Genomic DNA, 11,226 nt, shown 5'->3' with positions numbered 1-11,226 from the left:
AGGCTCGCTCCCACATTTGAAATGCATTCCCCTGTGGGAGCGAGCCTGCTCGCGAATAGGCCGGTCGGCTCAACGCAAAATAATCAGATGCCCCAAAACCTGATGCTGCTCAAACCCCAACACCCCCTGCAACGAACTCAACACCGCCTGCGGGTTCTTGCTCGCAAAGCTGCCACTGACCCGACGCTTGGCCAGTTCATCGTTGAGCAACACAATCCGCCCCGGGTAATACCGCCCCAGGTCCTGCACCACGTCGGCCAACGACGCCTTGTAGTAGTTGAGCCAACCTTGGCGCCACGCCAACTGCGCTTCACTGTCCACCGCATGCAGCGGTTGCGCCGTACCCTCGCCATAAGCCACTTGCTGGCCGGCGGTGAGGATTTGTTGCGCGGCGTCTTTATCCGCCGTCACTGCGACGCGACCGGACAACACCGTGACCTGCGCACCCCGGGGTTGCAGGCGCACCTCGAACTGCGTGCCGAGTACCCGCGCCTGACCTTTTTCGGCGTCGACCACAAACGGCTCACCGGTGTGGGTCACGCTGAAGAAACCGGCACCGCGACGCACCTGCACATGCCGTTCCCCGCCACTGAAATCCACGGCGATGGCACTGTCGGCATCCAGGGTGACTTGCGATTGATCGGCCAGGGTGACGGTGCGGATTTCCCCCGGCGCCGAGACATAATCGGCGCCCAGGTCATCGAGCCAGCGCGTCGGTTGCCAACCGGTGCCCAGGCTGATCATCAACAATAAACAAGCGGCCATCGCCAGGGCACCGGACCAGCGCCGCACGCTGTGGCGGCGCGAGTGATTCATGGCGTTGAGGTAACGCTGCAACGCCAATGCGTCTTCATCGGCCAGGGTGCGCGCCGGCACTTCGCTCAACTCCCACAGCACTTGCGCACGGGCGTAGGCCTCGGCATGAGCCGGGTCAGCCTTCAACCACTGGCTGAAGGTGGCTTGATCACCACTGCTCGGCTGGTCATGCAACAGGCTCAGCCAGGTCAGTGCGGCCTGCTCCTGAGCGGGCGTCGGGGTGACGCTTTGTAAATTGTTCACGATGCTTTCCCTGGCGTACGCGGTTCCGGTTCCCGCAGGCTGGCCTTGCAGGCCTCGAGCGCGCGCATCATATGTTTTTCCACGGCACTTTGGGACAGACCCATCGCCTTGGCGATTTCGGCGTACTTGCGGCCATGGATGCGGTTAAGCAAAAAGATCTGCCGCGTACGCTCTGGCAATGCGCGCAACGCTGCTTCGACATGCCGCAAATCGTTGCCCGCTTCCAGTGCCGCTTGCGGTTCGCTGCCGACGCCGTCCGACGGTTCTGCCATCAAGCCTTCGCTGACCCGGGCTCGCGTGCCTTCGCTACGCAAATGGTCGATGGCAATGTTGCCGGCGCAGCGCAACAGGTAGGTGCTGAGTTCCTCGACCTGTACCAGCGGCCGGCGCCAGAAACGCAGGAACAAGTCCTGCACCAGGTCTGCGGCGGTCGCCCGGCAACCGACGCGGCGGCTCACCAGCGCTTCCATTTGCGAACGTTGCGACAGAAACACCTGAAGAAAATGCGCACGGTCACCGCGCGGCTCATCGCGATCTATTTCAGAGGGCTCTATTTCAAAGGGCTCGGGCGGACGACTGATCATGGATTCAATACGGCGCAAAGGCAGCAATCGGGCTGGCCAGCAGACCCAACCCAGCCAGGGACAATGCCAGGCGCGGGCGATACGGCATCAGCATCACCAGCAGCAAGGCACTGAGCATCAACACCGCGAACCACTCCACCAGGCCCAGCGCCCAACCGGTCGTCGACACCGCTGCCCACAACGACACGGCCAGCAACAACCCTCCCGCCCACTTCATCCGTCGACGCACGGGTAGCGACGATTTGCGCCCCAGCAACTCGGCATGGTGACGGTCCATGGACAAACACAGCGCGGTAAAACCGCCATAACAGAGCAAACAGGCCAGCAACATTCAGTTGGCTTCCTGTTCAAGGGCGATCGGTTGCGCCTGTTGCCGGCCGGTGACTGAAACCCGCCCGGCGCGCTGCATTTTCCACGCCGCCCACCCGAGGAACAGACCGCTGCCCAGGCACGCCAGATCGAAACCGGCCATGGCCCAATCGCCCTGCACCAGCGTGACGCCGAGGTGATACGGCGTGGTCATCAGGTTGAGCAACGGCACCGCGCCGAACAGCAGCGCCGCCAGTGCCAACTGCTCCACCCACGCCGCGCGCCCTCGGCGGAGGATGGCGTGCAACAGGCTCAAGCCCCAGACGATAAAGAAGGCGTTGACCTCCCAATCCGCCCGCCCGGCCATGCCCACCGGTATCAGGCGGTTGGCCCAGAAGAACGCCGCGACCGCTAGGACCAGTCCCGACATGCTGGCGATGTTCAGCACTTCCACCAACCGCAACTCGAAGGGCATCACGCCACTTTTGGCATGCTTGAGTTGACGCTTGCCGAGCCAGATCACCAGCCCGGTGCCGATCATCGCCGTACTCGCCAGCCCGCATATAAAGTACAACCAGCGCAATACCGGGCCGGCGAAATGGCCCATGTGCAAGCCGTAGAAACTGCCGGCGATGGCCATCGGCAAGGGTTGCGCCGGTGTCGCGGCGAGCAGTTGCCCGGTCACGCCATTGAAGGTCACGGCGCTGCCAAAGTCGTGAACCACACGGTCGGCCCCATCGCGCGCCAGCACCACCGAGGCGTTCGCATCGCCCGGATTGTTCACCGTCAAGCGCCCGACCCGCCCGCCCGACCACTGTTCGCGGGCCTTTTCCAGCATCGGCGCCAACGGCAGCAATGGCGCGGGGTCACCGGCGGCGTTCGCGGTATTGGACGCGGGAAACACTTCACTGTAAAACGCCTGCACATCACCTTTATACGAGGCCAGGATGCTCGCCGGCATCACCAGGGCCATGAAAATCACCAGACTGCTGTAGGTGATCATCAGATGAAACGGCAACACCAGCACGCCCACCGCGTTGTGCCCGTCAAGCCAGGAACGCTGGCCCTTGCGCGGGCGGAAGGTGAAGAAGTCCTTGAAGATTTTCTTGTGGGTAATGATTCCGCTGATCAGCGCGACGAACATCACCATGGCCGCGATGGTCGACAGCCAGCGGCCCCATGGATAAGGCATTTGCAACTGGAAGTGGAAGCGGTAGAAGAACTCACCGCCCCGGGTGTCGCGGCCCTGCACTTCGTTGCCGGATTGCGGGTCGAGGAGTTTTTCCGTGAGCTGGCCGCGCTCACCGGGCTTGGCCGGCGTCTGCTGCCAGCGCACCGACAGGCCGGGTTCGCGGGCATCGGGCAAATCGATGATCCAGCGCGAGGCATTCGGGGCGTGCTGTTCAAGATAGCGCTGGGCCAGGGTCAGGCTGTCCTCGGAGGACACCGCGCGCGCGGGAATTTCCGGTTGCATCCAGTGACTGGTCTCGTCCTTGAAATAGGCCAGTGTGCCGGTCAGGAAAATCGCAAACAGCAACCAGCCGAAGGTCAATCCGGCCCAGGTGTGCAACCAGGCCATGGCCTGGCGGAATCCTTCTTTCATGAGCGGCCCATCCAGTACGCCACGCCCGCTGCCGCCGCCAGGAGCAGCGAGGGCACGATCAATCCGAGCCAGGCTCGCCACGCCGTGCGACAGGCAAAGCACCAGATCACCGCCAGCAGGTAGACCAGGAAAGAGCTCATCATCCCGGTCACGACCGCTTCGGCGCGGGCCATGGGCACCCACAGTGTCAGGCAAACGCTGGACAGCGCCGTGATGACGTAGCCGCCGAGTACGGCCGCCAGCACCCGCGAGGTGACCGCCAGTCGATAGGAAACGGGGAGCGAGGGTTTGGCTTTCATCGGCGACCTTGAACCGGGTCAGGCCCAGTGAACATCACCGGGCCAGCAAGGGCGCAATATTAATGATAAATATTCTCATACGCAAAGCTGTCGTTCGGGATCAGCCTGGTTTTGTCTGATAGGACTCACTGGATGGTTTTGGGGGCGTTGCGCACCCCAGCAGGAGCAAGCTCCCTCGCCACAAACGTTTTAACTATAAAGGTGGGTGAAAGCTGAAAATAAAACGGGCCTGCATTGCAGACCCGTTTTCATTGGGAAGTTAAATCAGGCTTCAACCGTTCTGGGCAGCCTGTTCGTTTTCAAGAAACTCTTCTTCCAGCAGCCTGTCGGCATGAGGCTTGCGTTCGAATGGCACCACGGCGGCGCGTGGTTTGCCGCGCAATTTGCCGAACAAGTGTTCTAGCGCGTGCTCGAGTTTTTCGGCAGCGCCGTCGATCGCCAGTTCCAGGTTGGCGGCTTTATGGGTGACAGAAATCGGTTGGTGGCCTTTTGGCCGCGCTTCCAGTTGGCAGCGTAGATCGTGGGGACCGGGCTTGTCGCCGTTCTCGTCCCGCAGGTGAACCTCGACCCGGGTCAGGTCCTCCTCATAACGTTCGAGCGTGCTCTCAATGGTGGTTCGTACCCACTCCTCCAGTCGGATGCTGCTTTGAATATGGTTATCGCTATTGACTTGGATTTGCATAGTTCATCCCTTATTTCAGCTAGCTCGCGAGAGGCCGGTCAGCTAAGCCCTTGGGCGTCATCACCGTGACCTCTTGGTTACACAATCGGTCTGTACGCTGAACAATTCAACCCCTGAAAAAAGATAAATTTGTAATCGCAAAAAAAGCCGGACAACCGGTAAAAGCGCTGTTAAGGTCGGGAGTTGGGTCGCCCCGCTCCCTTGTCACAAATTCTCACATCTGCTGCTCCCCCAGCGGGTGCAGACTGCGAAATATCCCCGCCTCCTCCACCAGCCAATCATGCACCGCACGCACGCCCGGATGGCTCAGCGCGCCTGGCGCATAGAGCACCATGTAGCGCTTGTGATTGGGCACCGCCAGGCCGAATGGCACGATCAACGCCCCACGCTCCAGTTCGTCGTTCAACAAGGTTCGCCGGGCAATCGCCACGCCCATTCCGGCAATCGCCGCTTCGATGGTCAGGTGATTGCGATTGAAGGTATGCCCGCGCCGCACATCCGCGCCTTCGAAGCCGATGGCGTTGAGGTAAAACTCCCATTCCGCGTATTCATAGCTACCGCGCCAGGCGGTGATGTCGTGCAGCAACGGGAAATGCATCAGGTCCGCAGGGCCATGCAGCGGCGGACGACCCCGCAACAGGCCCGGTGCACAGACCGGGAAAATCTGTTCATCGAGCAAGGCTGTGGATAACAGTCCGGGGTAGCTGCCGTCGTTCAGGTCGATGGCCAGATCGAAGTCGCCCTCATGCAACGGCACACTGCTGTCCTCGGCCACCAGGCGCAGCTGAATATCCGGAAAACGCTGCTGCAGGCGCGGCAGGCGCGGGGTCAGCCATTTGCTCAGGAACGACGGGATCGAGCGCACCCGCAGGGTGCCGCTGATCATGCCCGCGTCCAGTCGTCGCAATTCCGCATCGATGCTGCCGTAGGCCTCGTTGACCGTGATGGCCAGCCGCTGGCCTTCGGCGCTCAGCTCCACGCCCCGGGCACGCCGATGAAACAGGCGAAAACCCAGACGTTCCTCCAGTTGCCGGATCTGCTGGCTGACCGCCCCCGGCGTGATGTGCAGTTCTTCGGCACAGCGGGTGAACGACAAGTGCCGTGCGGCGCAGGAAAACACCTGCAGCCACACATAAGTCTGGGCGTGCAATTGACGGCTCATCGTTTAGTCCTGCTAAAGGCTGTCTTAGGAAGTTTCGTTGGTCACGTAGGAACGAGGTTGGCAGTATCGCTGAAAGTGCGCTTGTCCTACAAAAATGGCAGCGATTCATCTTCCATTGCAGGCATAGGCTTTAGCATGGCTATCAGTGTTTTTGATCTCTTCAAAGTCGGCATCGGTCCGTCCAGCTCCCATACCGTCGGTCCGATGCGCGCGGCGGCGACCTTCGCCCAGGCGCTGGTCGATCAGGGTTTGCTGCCTGACGTGCGGCGAGTGGAAATCCGACTTTACGGCTCCCTGTCGGCGACCGGTGTCGGTCACGCTACCGACCGCGCTTGTGTCATGGGCTTGATGGGGGAATGGCCGGACCGTATCGACCCCACCACCATCGACAGCCGAATCCACACCCTGCGAGAAACTGCCGAACTGTCCCTGGCTGGCCAGGTGACCATCGCCTTTGACTGGTCGCGCGATCTCCTGCTGCTCGACGAAAGCCTGCCCTACCACCCCAATGCCATGTCCCTGACAGCCTTCGGCGAAACCGGCGAGCTGTTCGAGCAAACCTACTACTCGATCGGCGGCGGCTTCATCATCGAAGCGGCCGAAGCCGAATCCGGCGTCGCCCCTGCCAGCGATGTGGTGTTGCCGTACGATTTCTCCAGCGCCGTCGAATTGCTTCAGTTGTGCAACCAGCACGGCCTGCGGATTTCCGAGTTGATGATGGCCAACGAACGGGCCTGGCGCAGTGACGAACAAATCCGCGAGGGCCTGCTGCACATCTGGTCGGTGATGCGTGAGTGCGTCGAGCAAGGACTGCAACATGAAGGCATTCTGCCCGGCGGCCTGAATGTTCCGCGTCGCGCCGCGAAATTGCACCGTAGCCTGCTGGAAATCGGCAAACCGAACGTCATCACTTCGACCCTCTCGGCAATGGAATGGGTCAACCTGTTTGCCCTGGCGGTCAACGAAGAAAACGCCGCCGGTGGACGCATGGTCACGGCCCCGACCAATGGCGCGGCAGGGATCATTCCGGCGGTGCTGCACTACTACATGAAATTCAATCCGGATGCGTCGGACGACGACGTGGTGGCGTTCTTTCTGGGCGCGGCGGCCGTCGGCATCCTTTGCAAGAAAAACGCCTCGATCTCCGGCGCCGAAGTCGGCTGCCAGGGCGAAGTCGGTTCGGCCTGCGCGATGGCTGCCGCCGGTCTGGCGGAGGTGCTGGGTGCCACTCCGGAGCAACTGGAAAACGCCGCCGAAATCGGCCTGGAACACAACCTCGGACTGACCTGCGACCCGGTGGGCGGCCTGGTGCAAGTGCCCTGCATCGAGCGCAACGCGATTGCTGCGGTGAAGGCAATCAACGCCACCCAAATGGCCCTGCGCGGCGACGGCAAACACTTCATTTCCCTGGACCGGGTGATCCGCACCATGCGTGATACCGGCGCTGATATGCACGATAAATACAAGGAAACGTCACGGGGTGGTCTGGCGGTGAACTGGGTGGAATGCTGATCGCTTTAGAGGCACGTCGACATTTATTGCCCTGAAACGGGCAGACAAATGCAAACTTTGTGGGAGCGAGCCTGCTCGCGATAGCGGACTGTCAGACGACACAGGCGTTGACTGGGCAGCCGTCATCGCGAGCAGGCTCGCTCCCACATTAGTTTCTGCGCGGCCGCCATGATTGTCCGACAATCCATCCGGCACGCCCCTTGCTACATCCCTGTTGCAAGCATTGATGGCGAAATGGCTATGGAATGGCCGATGGTCTGGTGTTGCGAACTAATCCCGATCTCGACCGGTCAACAACTGCACGTTCAATCAGGCGGTGACGCATCATGGACAACCCCTTTCAGCTCATTACCGATGCCTTTGCAGCGGACTATCAGATCAACCTGAGCATTCAGGGCCTGGACGGCAGCATCATGCTGACCCTGTCCAACTGTGGTCACGTCGTCGCAAAGCGCATGATCAGCGCCGAACAACGCAACGACCCCGAGCGCCTCAAGCGCCTGGTGCAAAGCATTCAGTTCGGCATCGCCATCGAACAGGGCCACAGCGCAGTGGCGATCCTCGAAGCCATGATCGATGGCGGCACACCCCACCTGCCGCCACCAACGGCCAAAGGCCGGCCCCGACCTGCCATGGGCCTTTAAATTTCGCCCTTTTCCACTTCCGGCTGCTCACTGGAACCCGTACCGATCTTGCGATGCGGGTTTTCAATTTTCACCGATGGAAATTGCGACGAAGCGTAACGCACCACCAGAATCGCAAACGCCAGCAGCAGAATCCCGCCGCACAGGTAAATGATCCCCAGGTCCGGCGGGTTGTGGTGCGACACGTTGGAAATCAGCAGGCGTGTCAACGCGGTGATGGCCACGTAGATCAGGAAGCGCACCGGCATGTGGTTGGTCTTGAAATAAATTCCGACCATCGCCCCCAGTTCCAGGTAGATGAACAGCAGCAAGATGTCATCGATCTTGATGTGCCCTTCTTCGATCATCCCAAGAAACTCCATCACCGCCGCCCACGCGGTTACGGCACCGATGGCAAACAGCGCCAGGTAGTGAAAGGTCTCGACGAACAGGTTGCCCAGGGATTCCGCCAGTTCATGCACGCTCTGGCGCAGGTTTTCGGCCCAGTTGATTTTCACGATGATGCTTCCTTAGGTCGGCTCGACCGGATAATGCGGGTTGGACTTTACGTTTGTTCTACGCAGAAGCTGTTTTATGCAGAAGCTTTTATGCAGAAACAGGGCCACGCCATCATGGCGAGCCGACGCGGGTTGCGCTCCGTGGCGTTTGGTCGCACCCGTTTCAGTGAGGTCCCGATACTGTGGGAGCGAGCCTGCTCGCGAAGAGGACAACTCGGCAGAGCTGACAAAACCCGAATTCGGTCTACATTAAAAAGCCACTACCCAAACCCCAGCGATTCGCTTATCCTTTTCGCTGTATATAAATACAGTAGTCGAATCAGACAACCAAATGTGAAGGCATGTGAGGTGGTGAATGGCCGTCGAAGTGGTATACCGCAGCAGCCGAGATCTGGAGCGCTTGTTCATGGATAAAGCCGAAGCTGACCGTCATGACAAAATGCTCGAGCTGGCCGAGTTGCTGGCTGAAGTGTTGCACAAAGCCGTTCCGTCCCTGACCGAACAGCAAGTGGAAGAAGCCGGGATCTACATGGCGAAAAATCGCGATGTGTTTGCCAAGGCATTCAAGAGCCAGCCGGACGCCTTGTCCGAGTTGCTCACCGCGCCCGTTGAAGTCCCGCAACCGGTTGAAGTGGCGGCTCCCGTTGAAGAGGCGGTCGTTGAGCCGGTTGCCCCGGCCAAGCCAGCCAAGGCCGCCAAAGCAGCAAAATAAGCAACGCCCGAATTGAACAGGCCCTGAGTCGAATGACTCAGGGCCTTTTTCATTTTCAAAACCCAAGATCGTCTATCGATACAAAACTTTTTCCGCGAGTTCGTCCGCCACTCGCGCCGGCGAACGTTTTTCCGCCTGGGCATGGGCAAACACTTCGGTCAGTCGCGAGCTGATTTTTGACAGGTGCGCGGTGATGGTCGCCAGCTCTTCACCCCGGTGTTTGAGTGAAACATAGATCAGCCCGCCGGCATTGATCACATAATCGGGCGCATACAAAATGCCGCGCCGTTCCAGCTGATCGGCAACGTCCAGATGAGTCAGCTGGTTGTTCGCCGACCCCGCCACCGCCGAGCAGCGCAGTTGCGTCACGCTATGGCTATTGAGCACGCCACCCAGCCCACAGGGCGCAAGAATGTCGCAAGGTGTACTGAGCAGCGCATCGTTGGCAATCGGGTGAGCGCCGAGTTGTTCCATGGCCAGTTGCACCTTGCCATGGTCGATGTCGCTGACCAGCAGTTCGGCACCCGCGGCATGCAACTGTTCCGCCAGTGCAAAACCAACGTTACCCAAGCCTTGAATGGCCACGCGCAAGCCTTCGAGATTGTCGCTGCCCAACCGCGCCATGGCGGTGGCGCGAATGCCGGTGAACACGCCCATTGCGGCATGGGGTGCCGGGTCGCCCGCTGAAGTGGTGCTGGTGACGTGCTGGGTCTGCTGGGCGATGCAATCCATGTCCGCCACCGACGTGCCACTGTCGATGGCTGTGATGTAGCGGCCGTCGAGCTGATTGATGCAGCGCCCGAAGGCTTCGAACAGCGCGGCGCGATTGGCCACGTGAACGGGACGAACGATGACCGCCACCCCGCCGCCCTGGGCCAGGCCGGCCAGTGCGGCCTTGTAACTCATGCCTTGGGCCAGGCGCACGGCATCCTCGACCGCTGACTCGTCGCTGGGGTAGGCAAGGTAACGACAACCACCCAGGGCAGGCCCCAGGCGACTGTTATGAATGGCAATGACCGCCTTCAGCCCGGTGGCCGGGTCGACGCTAAGATGTAGCGATTCAAGGCGAGTGCTTTGCATGAGAGCGAACATCGTAGGGCTCCCGAATCACTTCTTGTAGTCGCCAGTATAGGCTTGCGCACAAAAATTGCAGAAGCGCACCGGAATAACCGAAGCGCCCATTCAGACATTCGGAAATAACCGCTGAGCACCCTTGTGCAGCACTGGACGAATGGCACAGACGGGGCTAAAACGAGGCATTGCCCGGAGATTTTGATGACCCCGCGCCAATCGTTTTTCGCCTGTCTGCAACGTTCACCGCCCGCGCTGTTCGAGGCGGCGCTATGGATTGCCGCCGAACATGACAGCGAGGTGAATCCCGAATCGCTGCTGCTGGATTTCAAGACGCTGCAACAACGAATCAGTGGCAGTCTGCCGATGTTGCCGGTGAGCGAACTGGCGCAACCCTTGCTGCGGCGCATGAATGACCTGGGATTCGCCCAGGACGACTTTACCCCCTTGCGTCCGCAAGTGGCGCTGCTCAATCGCGTGCTGCAACGCCGGCGTGGGCAACCCCTGGCCCTGGGGCTGATTGCGCTGGAATTGGCCAGGGGCCTGGAAATCCCTCTGGTCGGCGTCAACTTCCCCGGCCATTTTCTACTGCGCGTACCGGGTGCCGATCACCTGCTCGATCCGTGCGGCGGCCGTCGCCTCTACCCCAACGATTGCCGGGAACTACTGCAACGCCAGTACGGCCCGAACATGAAGCTCAGCGCCGAACACCTGGTCACCGCCGAGCCCGTGCAGATGCTGCAACGACTGTCGCGCAACCTGCGCCAGTTGCACCTTTCCAACGACGATTACATCGGTGCCCTGGTCGATGCCGAGCGCGTGCTGGAATTGGGCAACGGCACCGCCGCCGACTACCTGGCCCGAGCCAGCCTCTACCAGCGGCTGGATTGCCCCAACGCCGAGCGCTTTGACCTGGAACATGCCCTGTTGCTCAGCGACGACCCGATCCAGCGGATTCGCCTGACGGAGCGGCTGGGGCATCTGCCGCCCAATTCCATCGTCCACTGATCGCAGCCCCTTGTGGGAGCGAGCCTGCTCGCGAAAGCGATTTACCAGTCACATCGAAGCTGGATCTGCCTCCGTCTTCGCGGG

12 protein-coding genes and 1 pseudogene are annotated in these 11,226 nt (G+C 60.7%); 4 read left to right on the top strand and 9 right to left on the bottom strand.

Annotated elements, in window-relative coordinates:
* Positions 1 to 69: 69 nt before the first annotated feature.
* From ACW9HW_RS12985 to ACW9HW_RS12955, 7 genes are all read right to left on the bottom strand, one after another.
* A complete protein-coding gene (locus ACW9HW_RS12985; RefSeq protein WP_457400149.1) occupies positions 70 to 1,059 on the bottom strand; it encodes a FecR family protein in 990 nt (329 codons plus the stop codon).
* The gene (locus ACW9HW_RS12980) at positions 1,056 to 1,643 is read right to left on the bottom strand and encodes an RNA polymerase sigma factor (protein WP_457400147.1); all 588 of its coding nucleotides are present in this window, start codon (positions 1,641 to 1,643) and stop codon (positions 1,056 to 1,058) included. Before ACW9HW_RS12980 ends, ACW9HW_RS12985 begins: the two co-directional genes overlap by 4 nt.
* Positions 1,644 to 1,647: 4 nt before the next feature.
* Positions 1,648 to 1,974 carry a DUF3325 domain-containing protein gene (locus tag ACW9HW_RS12975; RefSeq protein WP_095193846.1) on the bottom strand — a complete coding sequence of 109 codons (327 nt, stop codon included), beginning with the start codon at positions 1,972 to 1,974 and terminating at the stop codon, positions 1,648 to 1,650.
* Entirely contained in the window at positions 1,975 to 3,555 is a 1,581-nt protein-coding gene (locus ACW9HW_RS12970) for a PepSY-associated TM helix domain-containing protein (protein WP_457400145.1), read from the bottom strand. It abuts the gene before it with no gap.
* Entirely contained in the window at positions 3,552 to 3,854 is a 303-nt protein-coding gene (locus ACW9HW_RS12965) for a DUF3649 domain-containing protein (protein WP_457400144.1), read from the bottom strand. Before ACW9HW_RS12965 ends, ACW9HW_RS12970 begins: the two co-directional genes overlap by 4 nt.
* Positions 3,855 to 4,125: 271 nt before the next feature.
* Entirely contained in the window at positions 4,126 to 4,536 is a 411-nt protein-coding gene (locus ACW9HW_RS12960; RefSeq protein WP_095193849.1) for an HPF/RaiA family ribosome-associated protein, read from the bottom strand.
* 214 nt (positions 4,537 to 4,750) lie between these two features.
* On the bottom strand, positions 4,751 to 5,698 hold the full coding sequence (locus ACW9HW_RS12955) for a LysR substrate-binding domain-containing protein (protein WP_095193850.1): 948 nt from the start codon (positions 5,696 to 5,698) through the stop codon (positions 4,751 to 4,753).
* Between the two features lie 135 nt (positions 5,699 to 5,833).
* Between ACW9HW_RS12955 and ACW9HW_RS12950 the strand changes: the two genes are divergently transcribed.
* Both ACW9HW_RS12950 and ACW9HW_RS12945 read left to right on the top strand, forming a co-directional pair.
* Entirely contained in the window at positions 5,834 to 7,210 is a 1,377-nt protein-coding gene (locus tag ACW9HW_RS12950) for an L-serine ammonia-lyase (protein ID WP_095193851.1), read from the top strand.
* A gap of 326 nt (positions 7,211 to 7,536) precedes the next feature.
* A complete protein-coding gene (locus tag ACW9HW_RS12945) occupies positions 7,537 to 7,854 on the top strand; it encodes a DUF3509 domain-containing protein (RefSeq protein WP_095193852.1) in 318 nt (105 codons plus the stop codon).
* Here the strand turns inward: ACW9HW_RS12945 and ACW9HW_RS12940 are convergent.
* Positions 7,851 to 8,351 (bottom strand): phosphate-starvation-inducible protein PsiE, encoded by a 501-nt coding sequence (locus tag ACW9HW_RS12940; protein WP_095193853.1) that lies wholly within the window; start codon positions 8,349 to 8,351, stop codon positions 7,851 to 7,853. The genes ACW9HW_RS12945 and ACW9HW_RS12940 overlap by 4 nt on opposite strands.
* A gap of 355 nt (positions 8,352 to 8,706) precedes the next feature.
* Between ACW9HW_RS12940 and ACW9HW_RS12935 the strand changes: the two are divergent.
* Positions 8,707 to 8,946, top strand: a pseudogene (locus tag ACW9HW_RS12935) (YebG family protein); the annotation flags it as partial.
* Between the two features lie 189 nt (positions 8,947 to 9,135).
* Here ACW9HW_RS12935 and ACW9HW_RS12930 read toward each other — a convergent pair.
* Positions 9,136 to 10,155, bottom strand: a complete 1,020-nt coding sequence (locus ACW9HW_RS12930) for a Glu/Leu/Phe/Val dehydrogenase family protein (RefSeq protein WP_095193855.1) — start codon at positions 10,153 to 10,155, stop codon at positions 9,136 to 9,138.
* Between the two features lie 183 nt (positions 10,156 to 10,338).
* Here ACW9HW_RS12930 and ACW9HW_RS12925 point away from each other — a divergent pair, with 183 nt between their 5' ends.
* Positions 10,339 to 11,142 (top strand): SirB1 family protein, encoded by an 804-nt coding sequence (locus ACW9HW_RS12925; RefSeq protein ID WP_095193856.1) that lies wholly within the window; start codon positions 10,339 to 10,341, stop codon positions 11,140 to 11,142.
* Positions 11,143 to 11,226 lie beyond the last annotated feature (84 nt).

The organism is Pseudomonas sp. SDO5532_S415, from assembly GCF_054071155.1.
This window is presented reverse-complemented; position numbering and strand designations above follow the sequence as displayed.

Excerpts from the sequence above, each read along its gene's own strand:
- ACW9HW_RS12980 (WP_457400147.1), bottom strand. The coding sequence starts at position 1,643 with ATGATCAGTCGTCCGCCCGAGCCCTTTGAAATAGAGCCCTCTGAAATA.
- ACW9HW_RS12975 (WP_095193846.1), bottom strand. The coding sequence starts at position 1,974 with ATGTTGCTGGCCTGTTTGCTCTGTTATGGCGGTTTTACCGCGCTGTGT.
- ACW9HW_RS12970 (WP_457400145.1), bottom strand. The coding sequence starts at position 3,555 with ATGAAAGAAGGATTCCGCCAGGCCATGGCCTGGTTGCACACCTGGGCC.
- ACW9HW_RS12965 (WP_457400144.1), bottom strand. The coding sequence starts at position 3,854 with ATGAAAGCCAAACCCTCGCTCCCCGTTTCCTATCGACTGGCGGTCACC.
- ACW9HW_RS12960 (WP_095193849.1), bottom strand. The coding sequence starts at position 4,536 with ATGCAAATCCAAGTCAATAGCGATAACCATATTCAAAGCAGCATCCGA.
- ACW9HW_RS12955 (WP_095193850.1), bottom strand. The coding sequence starts at position 5,698 with ATGAGCCGTCAATTGCACGCCCAGACTTATGTGTGGCTGCAGGTGTTT.
- ACW9HW_RS12950 (WP_095193851.1), top strand. The coding sequence starts at position 5,834 with ATGGCTATCAGTGTTTTTGATCTCTTCAAAGTCGGCATCGGTCCGTCC.
- ACW9HW_RS12945 (WP_095193852.1), top strand. The coding sequence starts at position 7,537 with ATGGACAACCCCTTTCAGCTCATTACCGATGCCTTTGCAGCGGACTAT.
- ACW9HW_RS12930 (WP_095193855.1), bottom strand. The coding sequence starts at position 10,155 with ATGTTCGCTCTCATGCAAAGCACTCGCCTTGAATCGCTACATCTTAGC.
- ACW9HW_RS12925 (WP_095193856.1), top strand. The coding sequence starts at position 10,339 with ATGACCCCGCGCCAATCGTTTTTCGCCTGTCTGCAACGTTCACCGCCC.